Here is a 16,243-nt window from a genome sequence, read left to right on the forward strand (position 1 = left end):
TATGGCAGCCACCTGCTGCGAACGGCACAGCGGCAGGACGATGCGGGCATGATCCCGACCGCCGTCGCCGTAGCCCTGACTTTGTCCTGCACGACCCCGCACTTGGCGGGGGACGCGACGGCTAGCCCGTCCTGCCCCGTCACGACGCCGGTGCAACAACCCGATCCGGCCATCTCGCTGCAGACCACGCCGCCGCCGTTCGTGATTCCGTCGTCCACCGGCCTCGCGACGCTGCCCCCGCCCGCCGAACCCGGCGCGCAAGCCGACTCACCGGCCGTCGCGGTTGACCCCGACGAGATCGTCGTAACCGCCAGGCGACGCGGCAGTCGCGAGGGCGATCCCGTCGCGGCGGTCAACGAGGTCGCGTTCGCCGCGACGCAGGCGGTCGACACCGCGGTCGTCCGCCCGGTCGCGATGGGCTATGCCAAGGTCGTGCCCAAGCCGGTGCGCAACGGGCTGCGCAATTTCCTCTACAATCTGACCGAGCCGGTGGTCTTCCTCAACTACCTGCTCCAGCTGAAGCCCGGCAAGGCGTTCGAGACGGTCGGGCGGTTCGCGGTCAACACGACGCTCGGCGTGGTCGGGCTGTTCGATTTCGCCAAGCGCAACCCCTTCAAGCTGCCGCGCCGCGCCAACGGCTTCGCCGATACGCTCGGCTATTACGGGGTGAAGCCCGGCGCGTTCCTGTTCCTTCCGATCGTCGGGCCGACGACGGTGCGCGACCTGTTCGGCAACACGATCGACGGGCTGCTGCTGCCCGTCGCGGTCGGCAGTCCGTTCGACAAGCGCGCCTACACGGTGTCGACCGGCCTCGGCGGCGCACTCGACGACCGGGTCGAGAACGACACAAAGCTCGCGGCACAGCGCAAGGCCTCGGTCGACGCCTATTCCGCCAACCGTGACGCCTATCTGGCGGTCCGCGCCGCCGAGATCGCGCATCTGCGCGAACGCACGCGCAAGCCGGTCGCGGATGCGATCGAGCGCACTCCACAGCGGACGCGAGTGCCGATCCCGTGACCCGTCCGTCACCCCGGGCTGATCCGGGGTGACGTGACCCGACGGACCCGCAGCCCCCCGTTCAACCTTTCTTTGCCATTTCCTGCCACAGCCAGCCCATGTCGGGAAAGCTTACACCCGGCACCCCGCCCGGACGGGCCGTGGAGCGGCGACGATGATCCGAGTCTTCAAGCACTACGTGCCCAATGCCGCGCTGCTTATGGGGCTGCTCGATTTCGTCCTGCTGCTGATCGCGGCGGAATGCGGGTGGCAGGTCCGCGCCGCGCAGATCGGGATGCTGGTCGAGCCGATCTGGACGCGGATCCCGCAGCTGCTGTCGTTCGCGGTGCCGCTGACGATCGCGATGGTCGCGGTCGGCGCGTACGGCGCGCAGGCGTTCCAGTCGATCCGCTACGCCACCGCGCGGCTGATCGTCGCGATCTCGCTGGGCGTCATCTTCCTCAGCGTACTGTTCTTCCTCGTTCCCGCGATCACCTTCTGGCGATCGAACCTGCTCTTCGCGATGACGATCGCGGGCGCGCTACTGATTCTGGTGCGCGCGATCGCGGGCAAGACGATCGGCGGCGAGGCGTTCAGCCGCCGTGTCGTCGTGCTGGGCTCCGGCCCGCGCGCGGCACGATTGCAGGAACTCGCGGACCGCCCGGGGTCGAGCTTCGTCGTCGCCGGGTTCGTCGCGATGGAATCCGCGCGCACCATTCCCCACGCCGTCCCGCGCGAGGCGATCGCCAATCTCGCCGATCACGTCATGCTGCTCGATGCGTCCGAAGTCGTCCTCGCGATCGAGGAGCGCCGCAACGCGCTGCCGCTCGCCGATCTGCTTCGGGTGAAGACGACGGGGGTGCTGGTCAGCGAATTTTCGACCTTCCTAGAGCGCCAGACCGGGCGAATCGACCTGAAGACGGTCAACCCGTCCTGGCTGATCTTCTCCGACGGGTTCTCGTCGGGGCGGATGGTGTCGAGCATTTCGAAGCGCGCGTTCGACGTGACCGCCAGCCTGGTGCTGCTCGCGCTCACCTGGCCGGTGATCCTCCTCACCGCGCTGGCGATCAAGCTGGAGAGCAAGGGCCCCGCCTTCTATCGCCAGCGCCGCGTCGGGCTGTTCAACGAGCCGTTCGACATCCTGAAGCTCCGCTCGATGCGCACCGATGCCGAGGTCGGGGGGCAGGCGATCTGGGCGGCCACCGACGACCCCCGCGTCACCCGGATCGGCCGGTTCATCCGCAAGGTCCGCATCGACGAGCTGCCGCAGTGCTGGAGCGTGCTGAAGGGCGAGATGAGCTTCGTCGGCCCGCGCCCCGAACGCCCGCAATTCGTCGCCGATCTCGAACAGGCGCTGCCCTTCTATGCCGAGCGCCACATGGTGAAGCCCGGCATCACCGGCTGGGCGCAGATCAACTATCCGTACGGCGCGTCGATCGACGATTCGCGCAACAAGCTGGAGTACGACCTCTATTACGCCAAGAACTACTCCCCATTCCTCGACCTGCTGATCCTGCTCCAGACCGCGCGGGTGATCCTGTGGCCGGAGGGCGCGCGATGACCGGCACCGCCATCCTCTGGACGCACGCGCTGGCGGCGTTCCTGTTCGGCGCGCTCGCACTCGCGCAGTTGCGCCGGCCCGAGCCACGCCCCGCACAGGCCGCGGGGCGGACCGCGTTCGTCGTAGCGCTCGCGGTCACCGCGCTGTGGGCGCTCGCGGTGGCGGGGATCGGCGCGACCGACGTCGCGACCCGGCTGGCGGAGGGCGCGCGCAACATCGCGTGGCTCGCCTTCATGCTCGTCCTGCTGCGCGGCGGCCGCTCGACCCCGCTCGCGGTCGTCTACGCCGCGGTCATCGCGGTCATCGCGATGACGATGGCGCTGTCGGTCGCGCAGATCGTGCTGGGCGACGACCCCGCCGAGGCGCTGATATCCGCCCGCCTCACGATGCGGATCATCGCCGCGCTCGGCGCGCTGATCCTGCTCCACCAGTTCGCCCGCGCGATCGGCGGGGGGGAGCGGCGCGGCATCCGCCTCGTCGCGGTCGCGCTCGCCGCGATGTGGGGGGTAGACCTCATCACCTACGCCACCGCCTATGCGACCGAAGAGTGGCCGCAGCACATGGTGGAGCTGCGCGGTGCGGTGATGGTGGTCGCGGCGCCTGCGCTCGCGGTCGCGGTGGCGCGCGACGGCGACTGGACGCTCAGCGTCTCGCGCACCGTCGCGGTCCAGTCGCTGTCGGCGGCGGGGATCGCGCTCTATGCGCTGGCGATGGCGCTGGCGACGGGGATCATCGCGCAGGTCGGCGGCGATCACGCCCGCATCGCGCAGACCGCGTTCGTGTTCGGATCGACCGCGGCGCTGCTCACGATCGTCTCGACGCCCTGGACCCGCGCCTGGGCCAAGGTGCTGGTGGCCAAGCACCTGTTCTCGCACCGCTATGACTATCGTGCCGAGTGGCTGCGCTTCACCTCGACGATCGGCCAGCCCGGCGAGGGCGCCGACCCGCTCGATGTCCGCGTCGTGAAGGCGGTGGCGGACATGACCGATTCGCCCGGCGGCGTGCTGCTGGCGGCCGACGGCGCGGGCCTGACGGCGGGCGCGCGCTGGAACTGGGACGATGCCGGCATGCCCGCCACGGGCAACGAGGCGCTGGCGCTCCACCTGTCGCACAGCGCACGGATCGTCGAGCTCGATGCGGTGCGCGCCGGCACTACCGACGCGAACGAGGTCGCGGCGGCCCCGGCATGGCTCCTCGCGCGCAGCGACGCCTGGGCGATCGTCCCGCTCATCCATCTCGGCCGGCTGGCAGGCGCGATCGTGCTCGCGCGCCCGCTCGTCGACCGGCGGCTCGACTGGGAGGATTTCGACCTGCTCGGCGTCGCCGGGCGCCAAGTCGCAAGCTATCTGGCGGAAGACCGCGCACACGAGGCGCTGGCGGAAGCCGCGCGGTTCGACGAGTTCAACCGCCGTTTCGCATTCATCATGCACGATCTGAAGAACATGGTCAGCCAGTTGACGCTGGTCGCGCGCAACGCCGAACGCCATGCCGAGAACCCCGCCTTCCGCGCCGATATGGTCGCGACGCTGACCGAGACGTCGGCGCGGATGAACGCGCTGCTCGCCCGGTTGTCGCAGCATCATGGCGGCACCGCACAGCCGCTCCAGACGGTCACGCTGATGCCGCTGGTCGAGCGCGTCGCCGCGACGCGCCGCGCGCAGCATCCGATCGCGTGCACCGGCGACGCCGCCACCACCGCGATCGCCGATCCCACGCGACTCGAACAGATCCTCGGTCACCTCGTCCAGAATGCGATCGAGGCGAGCGATGCCGACACCCCCGTCACGCTCCATGTCGAGGGCGCGACGATCGCGGTGATCGATCGCGGGTGCGGCATGTCGGGCAGCTTCGTGCGCTCGCGGCTGTTCAAGCCGTTCGTCTCGACCAAGCAGGGCGGTTTCGGGATCGGCGCGTTCGAGGCGCGCCAGCTCGCCGAGGCGATGGACGCCACGCTCGACGTCGACACCCGCGAGGGCGAGGGCACCGCCTTCCGCCTGACGCTCAAGGCCCCTTCGCGCATGGATCACGCCGCATGATCGAGCTGCCCGTGCTGTTGATCGTCGAGGACGATGCCGGGCTCCAGCGCCAGCTGCGCTGGGCCTATGACGGCTACGAGGTCGTCGTCGCAGGCACCCGTGCGGAGGCGATCGAGGCGGTGCGTGCGCACGAACCCGCGGTCGTCACGCTTGACCTTGGCCTGCCGCCCGACCCCGACGGCGTCACCGAGGGGTTCGCGACGCTCGCCGAGATCCTCGCGCTCCAGCCCGATACCAAGGTGATCGTTGCCTCCGGCCACGGCGCGCGCGAAAGCGCCTTGCGCGCGATCGGCGAGGGGGCGTGGGACTTCTATGCCAAGCCGATCGACATCGACGCGCTGGGGCTGATCGTCGCACGCGCGTTCCACGTCCATGCGCTGGAGGCGGAGAACCGGCGCCTCGCCGCGCGCGTCGAGGGGCAGGCACATGCCGGCATCATCACCGCCGCGCCCGAGATGCTGAAGGTGACGCGCACGATCGAACGCATCGCCCCCGCCGACGTCTCGGTGATGCTGCTCGGCGCCAGCGGCACCGGCAAGGAACTCCTCGCACGCGCGCTCCACGACGCCTCCCCGCGTCGCCGCGGCGCGTTCGTGGCGATCAATTGCGCGGCGATCCCCGAGGCTTTGCTCGAAAGCGAGCTGTTCGGGCACGAGAAGGGCGCGTTCACCGGCGCGGTCCGCACCGTGGAGGGCAAGATCGAGGCCGCGGGCGGTGGCACGCTGTTCCTCGACGAGATCGGGGACGTTCCCCAGCCGTTACAGGTCAAGCTGTTGCGCTTCCTGCAGGAGCGTGTGATCGAGCGCGTCGGCGGGCGCAAGGCGATCCCGGTCGACACCCGCATCGTCTGCGCGACGCATCAGGATATCGACGCGATGGTCGCCGACGGCCGCTTCCGCGAGGACCTTTATTACCGGCTCGCGGAGATCGTCGTGCGGATCCCGTCGCTGGGCGAGCGCGCGGGCGACGCCGGGTTGCTCGCACGCCATTTCCTGACGAAGTTCAGGGCGATGAATCCCGCGGTGACCGCGCTTGGCGCCGACGCGCTCGCCGCGATCGATGCGCACCCATGGCCCGGCAACGTCCGCGAGCTGGAAAACCGGATGAAGCGCGCGGTCGTCATGGCGGATGGCCGCCAGGTCACCGCCGCCGATCTCGATCTCGCCGCCCCCGCCGACCCCCTCGACATCAACCTGCGCGCCGCACGCGAACGCGCCGACCGGACCGCGATCCGCCACGCGCTGGCGCGCGCCGACGGCAACATCTCCGGCACCGCGCGCCTCCTCGGGATCAGCCGCCCGACGCTCTACGACCTGCTCAAGAGCTACGACCTGCATGGCTGACGCCGCCCCTGCCCCTGCCGCCAGGTGGCAGCGCCGCGGCCGCCCCGTGCGCCCGGTCCGCCGCCGCCGCAGGATGCCTTGGCGTTGGCTGGCGCTCGCGATCGGCGCGCTGGCGATCGCGGGCGTCGTCGCGCTCGCGCTCCGCCCCGCCCCGCCCGATGCCCGGCTGTCACTCGCGCAGGGCGTCGCGCTGCTCGACGCCGGCAACTATTCAGCGGCGCGCAACAAGGCGGCGATCGCGGTGCAGGCACAGCCCGACTGGGGCCTCGCGCACGCCGTGCTCGCGCGCGCGCATCTGGCGCTGGGCGATGGCTACGCCGCCGAGGGCGAGGTCACCCGCGCACGCTCCACCGGCTTCCCGATCGAGCGTACCCACCACCTGCTCGCGCACGCATGGCTCCTCCAGGGCCAGACCGATCAGGCGCTCGACGAGGCGGACAGCGCGCCCCCGCGCTACGCGCTCTACGCCGCCCGCGTGCGCGCCCGCGCGCTCGGCGATCAGGCCGACTATGCCGATGCGACCGACACCCTGCGTCAGGTTATTGCCCGATCACCCGCCGACGATCTCGCCTGGTCCGATCTCGCGCGCGTCCGCTTCGCGAGCGGCGACATCACCGGCGCGGACGAGGCCGCCTCCCGCGCGCTTACGCTTCGCCGCGGCAATCTCGACGCGGTCGTGCTGAAGGGTGAGATCGTCCGCTCGCGCTACGGCCTCGCCGCCGCGCTGCCATGGTTCGACGCCGCACTGTCGCGCGACGCCTATTACCACCCCGCGCTGATCGAGAAGGCCGCGACGCTTGGCGACCTCGGCCGCTACATCGACATGCTGGCCGCCACGCGCAAGGCGCTTCTCGCGCGACCGGGCAGTGCGCGCGCGCTGTACCTGCAAGCCGTGATGGCGGCGCGCGCGGGCCGGTGGGAACTGGCAGGCGCGATGCTGGCGAAGACCGGCGCCGCGCTCGACGGCGTCCCCGGGCGGCTGCTCGTCGCGGGCGGGATCGACTATGCCGCGGGCCGCTACGAACAGGCAGCGGTGAAATGGCGCGAGCTCGTCGGACGGCAACCGATGAACCTCGTCGCGCGACGGCTGCTCGGTGCAGCGCTGCTCCGCGGACGCGATGCGCAGGGCGCGCTCGACACGCTCCGCCCGGCGGCGTTGCGGAGCGATGCCGACGGCTACACGCTCGGCATCGTCGCGCGTTCGTTCGAGGCGACGGGGCAGCGCGACTGGGCCGCCGCCTATCTCGATCGCGTTGCCCGCCCCGCCGCCCCTTCCCCGCTCGCCTTCGCCGATGCCGATGGCATCGCAGTCACGGCGAGCGCCGCCGGCGAGGCACCCGGGGACATCGCAGCAGGCGTCGCCTATATCCGTGCGCTGCTTGTGGGCGGCAACGCCGCAGGCGCGCTCGCGCAGGCGGACCGGCTGGTTTCGGCCAACCCCGGATCGGCCGACGCGCAACTCACCGTCGGCGACACCCTCGCCGCGGCGAACCGCATGGCCGACGCCGCGCGCGCCTATGCCCGTGCCGCCGACCTACGTTTCGACACCCCGACGATGCTCCGCCTGGTCGATGCCCGCGCGCGCGCTGGCGACCAGGCGGGGGCGGCGCAGGCGCTCGCGCTGTTCCTGGGGCAGAATCCACAATCGGTGGCAGCGCGACGCGTCGCCGCGACCCTCCGGCTCGCGACGCAGGACTGGGACGCCGCGATCGAGACGCTCGAAAGCCTGCGCGCCGCGCTCGGTGATCGCGACTCCGGGCTGCTGGCGCAACTCGCGCTTGCGTATGCGGGTGACGACGATGGCGCGGTCGCGAGCGGCTACGCCCGCGCCGCGTACAGGCTCGCACCGATGAACCCCGGCGTGGTCGACGCCTATGGCTGGGCCCGCTACGCCGCAGGCGACCTCCGCGGTGCCGTACAGCTCCTGGAAAAGGCCGCCCGCCTGGCGCCCGGCGACACCGGCATCGCATGGCACCGCGCGCAGGTCCTCGCCGAGGCGGGCGATGCGACCAGCGCGAAGGCGGTGATCGGGCGGCTGCTCGCCGATCCGGCGTTCACCGATCGCGCACCCGCCGCCGCGCTGCTCACGTCGCTCGGCTGATCGCCCGCGACCGGTAGCGCGGACGCGCGATCCGGCCTAACCCGTCGCGCATGGACGACACGCTTGCCCGCTCGCTCGATCGCATCGCCGCCGCGCTCGAACGCCTCGCACCACCCCCCGCCGACGCCGCGGACCCGCTCGCGCACCCCGCCTATGTCTGGCGCGACGACGCGCTGGCGGCGGCGCGCGCGTTCGCGCCGCTCCCGCTCGACCTGCTCGTCGGGGCGGACGCGCAGAAGCGCGCGCTGGTCGCCAATCTCGAGCGGCTGGCGGCGGGGCATGCCGCGCAGGACGTGCTGCTGTGGGGCGCGCGCGGCACCGGCAAGTCCGCGCTCGTCAAGGCCGCGGTCGCCGCGGTGCAGGCAGCGGGCGGAGCGCTCGCACTGGTCGAGGTCGCCGCGGACCGGCTCGACACTTTGCCCGCGCTGTTCGCCAGCATCGCCGACGCGCCGCGCGCCTTCGCGCTGTTCCTCGACGATCTCGGCTTCGACGCCGCCGCCGACGCCCGAGCGCTGCGCTCGCTTCTCGAAGGCGGCGCGGAGGCACGCCCGGCGAACGTCCGCCTGCTCGTCACCTCGAACCGCCGCCACCTGATCCCACGCGATATCGCCGAACAGGAAAGCGCGATCAATCCGCGCGACGCGATCGACGACCAGCTCGCGCTCGCCGATCGCTTCGGTCTCAGCCTCGGCTTCCACGTCGTCGATCAGGACGCGTATCTCGCGATCGTCCGCGGCTATGCCGAACGCTACGCCCTGCCTTTCGACGCGGCCGAGGCGGTGCAGTGGGCGACGAAGCGCGGCAGCCGATCGGGGCGCGTGGCGTGGCAATATGTGGTGGATCTGGCGGGGCGCGCTGGGGTGGCCCTCGAAAGGGCCTAGGCGTGCTCGAACCGTGACGACAGCATGACCGCGAGCTCGATCGCGAACCGTCGCATCGCCGCGACGATCGCCGGTTCGCTGAGCGCGCGCGGTTCGGGATCAATCGCGCACAACGTTCCGAAAAAGCGACCATCCGCCAGCACGATCGGCAACGAGACATAGCTTTCGAAGCCGTACATCATCGGCGTCGGATGCGTGCGCCAATGCTCCTCGCGCCCGACATGATCGATGATGACCGCGTTGCCGGTCTGGCGGATCTCGTCGCAGATCGTCGTCTTCAGATCGAGCTCGTCGCCCGCCTTCAGCCCGAAGTCGATACGGTCGACCACCTGCGCCGCGATCCAGCGCGTGTCGGTGATCCGCGCGACCGCGGCAAAGCCCATGCCGGTGATCCGGCATACATCTTCCAGCAGCACGAGGATCCGCGAATCACCCGCATCCTCCATCGCTTGCACGACGACGTCATCGACCATGATGCCCCCCAATGGAACGATCATAGCGCGGGCGATGCGACAAGGCGAATCGGCTACCCCATTCCCTCGACCGTCTCCGCCAGCTCCAGCCAGCGCATCTCCGCCGCGTCCTTCTCGTCGCGCGCCTTGGCGAGCGCGGCCATCAGCCGCTCGAACCCCGCCGGGTCGCGCGTGTAGAGATCGGGCGCCTCCAGCGCCGCCTCGTCGCGTGCGATCTGTGCGTCGAGCGCCTCGATCCGTGCGGGCAGCTGATCGTAGTCACGCTGGTCCTTGTAGGTCAGCTTCGCGCGCGACGGCGACGCGGGCGCGGGCATGGTCAGTTTGGCCGCCGCCTTCTTCGACGGCTCTCGCACCGCGCGGCGCTTGCGCTCCCAGTCCTCGTAGCCACCCGCGACGACGTCGACCGCCCCGGAGCCATCGAGCCCCAGCGTCACCGTCACCGTCCGGTCGAGAAAGTCGCGATCGTGGCTGACAATCAGGACGGTGCCGCCATAATCCGCGATCACCTCCTGCAACAGGTCGAGCGTCTCGAGATCGAGGTCGTTGGTCGGCTCGTCGAGCACCAGCAGGTTCGATTCCCGCGCGAACTCGCGCGCCAGCAGCAGCCGCGAGCGCTCGCCACCCGACAGCGTGCCCACCTTCGCGTCGACCAGGTTCGTATCGAACAGGAACTCCTTGAGATACCCGTGGATATGCTTGCGCACGCCAAGCACGTCGATCCACTCGCCGCCGTCCGCCAGCACGTCGCGCACCGTCTTGGTCGGCGCCATCAGGCTGCGCTGCTGGTCGATGACGATGCCGTCGAGCGTCTTCGCGCGCCTGATCTTCCCCTCGTCCGCCTCGAGCTCGCCGGTCAGCAGCTTGAGCAGCGTCGTCTTGCCCGCGCCGTTGCGCCCGACGATCCCGATCCGGTCGCCGCGGGTGATGCGCAGCGTCAGGTCGCGGATGATCGGGCGCTCTCCGTACGCCTTGGAGACGTGCTCGACGTCGATCACCACCTTCGTCTTGCTGTCGTCGGCGCCCACCGCCAGCGCGGCGGCGCCCTGTGGCCCGATCATCGAAGCGCGCTCCGCGCGCATTGCGTGCAGCTTGGTCAGCCGCCCCTGGTTGCGCTTGCGCCGCCCGGTCACGCCGCGCAGCAGCCAGTGCTCCTCCAGCTTCAGTCGCGCGTCGAGCTTCTCCGCTTGGCGCTGTTCCTCGGCATAGACGGCCTCGGTCCACGCCTCGAACCCGCCAAAGCCCACTTCCGCGCGGCGCAGCGATCCGCGGTCGAGCCACAGCGTCTGCTTCGTCAGCCGCGTCAGAAAGGTACGATCGTGGCTGATGACGATGAACGCGCCCTTGTAGCGGCTCAGCCAGTCCTCAATCCACTCGATCGCGGCGATGTCGAGATGGTTGGTCGGCTCGTCGAGCAGCAGGACGTCGGGGTTCTGCGCCAGCGCGCGGACGATCGCGGCGCGGCGGCGCTCACCCCCGCTGGCGGACGCCGCCTCGCGCGTCAGGTCGATCCCCAACTGCCCCGCGATCGCCTCCGCCTCGTACTGGAGCGGGGCGTCGTCGCCCGCCATCACATAGTCGGCGAGCGTCGCATGCCCCGCGACGCTGGGGTCTTGCTCCAGATAGACGACGCGGGTGCCCGGCACGATCACGCGCCGCCCCTCGTCCGCCTCGATCGCGCCCGCGATCAGCCGCAGCAGCGTCGTCTTGCCTGCCCCGTTGCGCCCGATCAGCGCGAGCCGGTCGCGCGGGCCCACATGGATGTCGAGATGGCGGAACAGCCACCCCGATCCCTGAACGAGGCCGAGGTCTTCGAAGGATAGGATCGGGGCTGCCATGCCCGCGCACCTAGGGAACGCCGCGCCTGCCCGCAAGTTACGCGGGGCTGACGTCGCCATTCACAGGCTGTTCAATGCCGCCTGCCTATGCCAACCCTCATGAAGATGCCGATGGCCCCTTTCCTGATCCTGCCCGTCCTGATCGCAGGCCCCGCGGCGGCGCAGCCGATCGACCAGCAGCGCGACAGCATCGCGGCATGGCAGGCCAAGCGCGAGGGCCGCATCCTGTCGATCAAGGATATCGAGCGCCGCGTGGTGCCGACGATGCGTGGCGCGCAGTATCTGGGGTTCGACTATGATTCGGGCGGCGCCATTTACACGCTCAAGTTCCTGCGCGATGGCAACGTGATCTGGGTCGACGTCGATGGCCGCTCGGGCGACGTCATCGGCCGCACCGGGCGTTGATACGATGAACTCGCGGTGCCGGCCCGCTCCCCCACCCCGCCCCCCATCGGCATCATGTCTGGGAGGCGGGGTGGGGGAGCGGGCCGGCACCGCCCTCCGAAGGAGACAAGAATGCGCGTTCTGATCGTCGAGGACGAACCCAGCCTCGGTCAACAGTTGAAGAACACGTTGGAAGGCGCCGGCTACGCGATCGATCTCGCGACCGATGGCGAGGAGGGGTTGTTCCTCGGCAGCACCGAGAATTACGACGCCGTCGTGCTCGATCTCGGGCTGCCGGAGATCGATGGCCTGACGGTGCTCGATCGCTGGCGCAAGGAAGGCAAGGTGATGCCCGTGCTGGTGCTCACCGCAAGAGACAGCTGGTCGGACAAGGTCGCCGGGCTCGATGCCGGGGCGGACGATTATGTCGCCAAGCCGTTCCAGTCGGAGGAGCTGATCGCCCGGCTGCGCGCGCTGATCCGCCGCGCCTCGGGCAACGCCTCGTCCGAGCTAACGGCGGGCGACGTGCGCCTCGACACGCGAAGTGGCAAGGTGACACGCGCGGGCGAGCCCGTGAAGCTGACCGCTCAGGAATACAAGCTGCTGAGCTACCTGCTCCACCACAAGGGCAAGGTCGTCAGCCGCACCGAGCTGATCGAACATATCTACGACCAGGATTTCGATCGCGATTCCAACACGATCGAGGTATTCGTCACGCGCATCCGCAAGAAGCTGGGGCAGGACGTCATCACGACGATACGCGGGCTCGGCTACAGCCTCGACGAGCCGGCCTGAGTCAGTCGAGCGAGGCGTAGCGTGGCGTTTCCTCTCCGTCCGGTTGCGCACGCAGCGTCGGCTCGCTCCACGGATCGTCGAGTGGGCGCGACGTCGACGACCCTGCGGTCGCCTGCGGTGCGTGGAGCCCGACGCCATATGGCTCGATCCCCGTCGTCGCATAGGCGCCGAGCGCCCAGCCCCCGCTCATGCTGAGCAGCGACCCGAAGATCGCGGCGAGTAGATATGCCGGAACGTTGCGGCGCATGGCGGCTCTCCCTGTCGCCCGCCTCAACGACCATCGCGGGTGCGCGTTCCGGACGCCGCGATGACCGACACCGCCCCCCTGCCCCGCCAGCCCGCACGACGCACCGGCTCGCTGTCGCGGCGGATGATCCTGGTCGCGGCCTTGTGGATCAGCGTGCTACTGGCGGGCGGCGGCTTCGCGCTCGACCGGGTGCTCGCCTCGGCGGTGACCCGCAACGCGGACGACCAGCTCGAATATGTCCTGACCGCGCTGATCGTCTCGTCGGAGATCGGCCCGGACGGCGAGGTGATCTTCAATCGCGAACCCGCGGACCAGCGCTTTCTCGAGCCCTATTCGGGGCTCTATTGGCAGGTCTCGGCAAGGGGGCGCGAGGCGTTCCCGTCGCGCTCGCTGTGGGATCGCCAGCTCGCCTATGGCGCGCCGCACGACGATCGCAGTGTCCACAGCTACGACAGCACGCAGTTCAAGGACGAGAAGCTGCGCATCGTCGAGCGCGACGTGACGCTGCCGGGATCCCCGATCCGCTGGCGCTTCCAGGTCGCGCAAAGCCGGGTCGGGCTCGACGCCCAGATCGCCGCACTCCGACGGACGCTGGTGCGCAGCTTCGCGTTGCTCGCGCTCGGACTCATCGTGATGGCCGCGCTCCAGACCTTCTATGGCCTGTGGCCTCTCAGGAAGGTCCGCGCCGAGATCGCACGGATGCGCGCGGGCCGCTCGAACCAGGTCGCGGGGTCGATGCCGCTCGAGGTCGCGCCGATGGTCGACGAACTCAACGCGCTGGTCGAGCATAACGAGCGCCAGGCTGAGGAAGCCCGTCGGCATGCCGGCAACCTCGCGCACGCGCTCAAGACGCCGCTGACCGTCATCATGAACGCCGCGACCGCGCAGGCGGACGACCTCGCGGAAACGGTGGTGCGCGAAGCGCGCACGATGCGGCGGCAGGTCGATCACCACCTCGCGCGCGCCCGCGCGGTCGGGCGCCGCGGGTCGGCGCACAGCCGCGCCGAGGTGTGGCCTAGCCTCGAATCGGTCGAGCGCGCGGTCGGGCGGCTCTATCGCCACGTCCGCATCGACGTGACCGGCCCGCGCGACCTGCAAGTCCATGTCGAGCGGCAGGATCTCGACGAGATGCTCGGCAACCTGATCGAGAACGCCGCCAAATATGGCGGCGGCAGCGTGTTCGTCACGGTTGGCGCGCAGGCCGGGTTCGTCGAATTCCTGATCGAGGACGACGGCACCGGCATTCCGGAGGAGGAGCGCGTCCGCATCTTCGATCGCGGCGTGCGGCTCGATACGGGCAAGCCCGGCACCGGGCTGGGGCTCGCGATCGTGCGCGACGTGGCGGAAATCTACGAGGGCACGGTGGCGCTCGAGGAGAGCGAGGATCTGGGCGGGCTGATGGTCCGGCTCAGGTTGCCGGCGGCGAGCTGAGCGCACGTCGCCACGTAATAGCACAATCGTACCCCGGCGAAGGCCGGGGCCCAGTTCCATCAAAAATCATACGCGACAGCGTATTCGGCGCGTTGCGCCGAGACTGGACCCCGGCCTTCGCCGGGGTACGGCAGCGCTAGATACAACCCTTACCCCTCATCCCCCTTGTACCGCATCTCGAGATACCGTCCCCGCGTCGCGAGGCTGTCGAGGTCGCCCTGCGCCAGTTGCTCGGTCATCTCCGCGATCTCGCGCTCGATCACCTTCAACCCGTCGACAAGCTGCGCGTCCGGCGTCCGCCCGTTGCGCTCGACGGCGCGCAGCGTCGGCGGCACCTTCTGATATTCGCGAACGAACTCGGGCAGCTGCTCGCCGACCAGCTTGCGCACCTCCGCCGCCGCGGGCTCGCCCGCATCGAGTGCGGCGATCTGCGCGCCGAGCGTGTCGAGCCGCACGCCGATCGCATCGACCAGCGTCCGTGCGGGCGCAGGCAGCGCAGGGCGCTGCGCCTCAAGCCACCGCTCGGTCTGCTGCGGCAGCGCACGCACGTCCGCCTCGCGCAGCTTTTCGTAGGTGACGGGCTTGGCGGTCGGCGCGAACGCGATCAGGCAGGTGACGACCAGCATCGCCAGCATCACCGCCAGCGCGCCGAACATCCCGAGCGGCACGACCATCCCGACGACGATCGCGACGACCAGGATCGCGAGGTTCGCGCCCCCGATCATCGCGACGCGACGCGCCAGCGTACCGCCGCTGCGCGCGCGCGGGCGACGCCTCTCCAGCTGTACGTCGCGCCCCGTCACCCGGTCGCGCACCGCGCGCGCGTCCGCGACGGCGTGGTCGGTCTCGGTCGAGGTCACAGCGACTCCAGCTTGAACTGGTCCGCGGGCGCGGCGACACGGTTCTGCTGCGCGCCCTCGGCCCGCGCGATATAGCCACGCGACTTCTCCACCTCGGTCGTCAGCGTGCCGACCGTCGTCTTCATCGTATCGAGCGCCTTCAGCTTGAACGTGTCGATCGCGTCCATCGTGTCGTAGACGTTCTGGAACGCGCGCTGGAGCGTCTCGATCGGAATCGTCGAGGACGCCGCCTGCTCATGGATCCGCGCGGTGTTCTCGCGCAGCAGCTTGCCGGTCGAGTCGATCAGGTTCGCGGTGGTGGTGTTGAGCTGGGTGATCTGCTCCAGCACCAGCTTCTGGTTGGTCAGCGCCTGCGCCACCGTCACCGCGGTGCGCAGGGCCGAGACGGTCGTCGTCGAGGCGCGGTCGACGCCCTTGATGAGCTCGACATTGTTCTTCTTGACCAGATCGAGCGCGAGATAGCCCTGCACCGTCACCGCCATCTGCGTCAGCAGGTCCTGCGTGCGCTGGCGCGCATAGAACAAGGCGGTCTCGCGGATTGCCTTGGCCTTGGCGGGATCGGTGTGGTCCAGCTCGTTCGCCTTATCCTCCAGCTTCTCGTCCATCGTCTTCGACAGGTGGATCATCTGTTCGAGCCGCCCCATCGCGGTCCACAGGTTCGCGCGCTCGGTATCGATCGCGGCATTGTCCATCAGCAGCTCGTCCTTGCCCGAGCCCAGGCTCTTGAGGATCGAGGCGATGTGCGTCTGGCTCGACTTGTAGCTGTCGAAGTAGTTCCGCATCTTGTTGCCGAACGGCAGGATCCCGAACAGCTTCTGCGGCGCGGTCAGGTTGCCGCGCTTGCCGGGATCGAGATCCTCGATGATGCGGCGCAGCTGCGCGAGATCGGCACCGACGCCGGTATCCTTGTCCATCGCGCGCACCGGGCGATCGAGGAACCGGTTCGATTGGCCCGCGGCGTCGCGGATCTCCTTGCCCCCCATAGCGGTGATAGCGTCGACCTGCCGACCGAATTCGGGCGAGTTGACGTCCTGCGCGACCAGTTGCGCGACGAACCCGTCGACCTTCTCCTCCAGCTTCGACTTGGTGCCCGGATCGACCGGCACCAGCCCCGACGCCTGCGACGCCGCGACGACGGGAACGGGCTCGGGCGGGGTCAGCACCAGCGCGGGGGCGGCAGGCGCCGTCACGGTTTCCGGGGTAGTCGCCATCGTATCGATCTCCAGTCGCGTGGCGCCTATCATCGCGCCCGCGGACCCGCGGTTCAAGTGTGTTGCATAGATAATACGCGCAACGGTCG

The 16,243-nt window shown here is 69.9% G+C and carries 14 protein-coding genes; 9 read left to right on the forward strand and 5 right to left on the reverse strand.

Annotated elements, in window-relative coordinates; translation table 11 throughout:
• Positions 1–48: 48 nt before the first annotated feature.
• The 6 genes from ACV7NO_RS15320 to ACV7NO_RS15345 all read left to right on the forward strand — a co-directional run bounded on the left by ACV7NO_RS15320 (position 49) and on the right by ACV7NO_RS15345 (position 8,918).
• Positions 49–1,017 (forward strand): MlaA family lipoprotein, encoded by a 969-nt coding sequence (locus ACV7NO_RS15320; RefSeq protein ID WP_463406820.1) that lies wholly within the window; start codon positions 49–51, stop codon positions 1,015–1,017.
• 154 nt (positions 1,018–1,171) lie between these two features.
• Positions 1,172–2,557 carry a TIGR03013 family XrtA/PEP-CTERM system glycosyltransferase gene (locus ACV7NO_RS15325; protein WP_463406821.1) on the forward strand — a complete coding sequence of 462 codons (1,386 nt, stop codon included), beginning with the start codon at positions 1,172–1,174 and terminating at the stop codon, positions 2,555–2,557.
• The gene (gene prsK, locus ACV7NO_RS15330; RefSeq protein ID WP_463406822.1) at positions 2,554–4,593 is read left to right on the forward strand and encodes an XrtA/PEP-CTERM system histidine kinase PrsK; all 2,040 of its coding nucleotides are present in this window, start codon (positions 2,554–2,556) and stop codon (positions 4,591–4,593) included. The genes ACV7NO_RS15325 and prsK overlap by 4 nt, the downstream gene beginning before the upstream one ends.
• Positions 4,590–5,936 (forward strand): PEP-CTERM-box response regulator transcription factor, encoded by a 1,347-nt coding sequence (prsR, locus tag ACV7NO_RS15335; RefSeq protein ID WP_463406823.1) that lies wholly within the window; start codon positions 4,590–4,592, stop codon positions 5,934–5,936. Before prsK ends, prsR begins: the two co-directional genes overlap by 4 nt.
• 73 nt (positions 5,937–6,009) lie before the next feature.
• A complete protein-coding gene (locus tag ACV7NO_RS15340) occupies positions 6,010–8,037 on the forward strand; it encodes a tetratricopeptide repeat protein (RefSeq protein ID WP_463406824.1) in 2,028 nt (675 codons plus the stop codon).
• A gap of 50 nt (positions 8,038–8,087) precedes the next feature.
• The gene (locus ACV7NO_RS15345; protein ID WP_463406825.1) at positions 8,088–8,918 is read left to right on the forward strand and encodes a DUF815 domain-containing protein; all 831 of its coding nucleotides are present in this window, start codon (positions 8,088–8,090) and stop codon (positions 8,916–8,918) included.
• On the opposite strand, the gene ACV7NO_RS15350 is transcribed toward ACV7NO_RS15345, so the two are convergent.
• Both ACV7NO_RS15350 and ACV7NO_RS15355 read right to left on the reverse strand, forming a co-directional pair.
• Positions 8,915–9,391, reverse strand: coding sequence for a GAF domain-containing protein (locus tag ACV7NO_RS15350; protein ID WP_463406826.1), 477 nt, complete (start codon positions 9,389–9,391; stop codon positions 8,915–8,917). The genes ACV7NO_RS15345 and ACV7NO_RS15350 overlap by 4 nt on opposite strands.
• A 53-nt stretch (positions 9,392–9,444) precedes the next feature.
• Positions 9,445–11,226: an ABC-F family ATP-binding cassette domain-containing protein gene (locus ACV7NO_RS15355; protein ID WP_463406827.1), complete on the reverse strand. Its 1,782-nt coding sequence runs from the start codon at positions 11,224–11,226 to the stop codon at positions 9,445–9,447.
• A 111-nt stretch (positions 11,227–11,337) separates the two neighbouring features.
• Here ACV7NO_RS15355 and ACV7NO_RS15360 point away from each other — a divergent pair, with 111 nt between their 5' ends.
• Positions 11,338–11,631: a PepSY domain-containing protein gene (locus ACV7NO_RS15360; protein ID WP_463406828.1), complete on the forward strand. Its 294-nt coding sequence runs from the start codon at positions 11,338–11,340 to the stop codon at positions 11,629–11,631.
• A 111-nt stretch (positions 11,632–11,742) separates the two neighbouring features.
• A complete protein-coding gene (locus tag ACV7NO_RS15365) occupies positions 11,743–12,405 on the forward strand; it encodes a response regulator transcription factor (protein ID WP_463406829.1) in 663 nt (220 codons plus the stop codon).
• Position 12,406: 1 nt separating this feature from the next.
• Here the strand turns inward: ACV7NO_RS15365 and ACV7NO_RS15370 are convergent, their stop codons facing one another.
• Positions 12,407–12,652 (reverse strand): hypothetical protein, encoded by a 246-nt coding sequence (locus tag ACV7NO_RS15370; RefSeq protein WP_463406830.1) that lies wholly within the window; start codon positions 12,650–12,652, stop codon positions 12,407–12,409.
• Between the two features lie 60 nt (positions 12,653–12,712).
• On the opposite strand from ACV7NO_RS15370, the gene ACV7NO_RS15375 reads away from it, so the two are divergent.
• Positions 12,713–14,083 carry a sensor histidine kinase gene (locus ACV7NO_RS15375; protein WP_463406831.1) on the forward strand — a complete coding sequence of 457 codons (1,371 nt, stop codon included), beginning with the start codon at positions 12,713–12,715 and terminating at the stop codon, positions 14,081–14,083.
• Between the two features lie 149 nt (positions 14,084–14,232).
• On the opposite strand, the gene ACV7NO_RS15380 is transcribed toward ACV7NO_RS15375, so the two are convergent.
• The gene (locus ACV7NO_RS15380) at positions 14,233–14,943 is read right to left on the reverse strand and encodes an HAD family hydrolase (RefSeq protein ID WP_463406832.1); all 711 of its coding nucleotides are present in this window, start codon (positions 14,941–14,943) and stop codon (positions 14,233–14,235) included.
• Positions 14,940–16,154 carry a toxic anion resistance protein gene (locus tag ACV7NO_RS15385; RefSeq protein WP_463407374.1) on the reverse strand — a complete coding sequence of 405 codons (1,215 nt, stop codon included), beginning with the start codon at positions 16,152–16,154 and terminating at the stop codon, positions 14,940–14,942. The genes ACV7NO_RS15380 and ACV7NO_RS15385 overlap by 4 nt, the downstream gene beginning before the upstream one ends.
• Positions 16,155–16,243: the final 89 nt, after the last annotated feature.

It is taken from the genome of Sphingomonas sp. Ell38C01 (genome assembly GCF_055231975.1).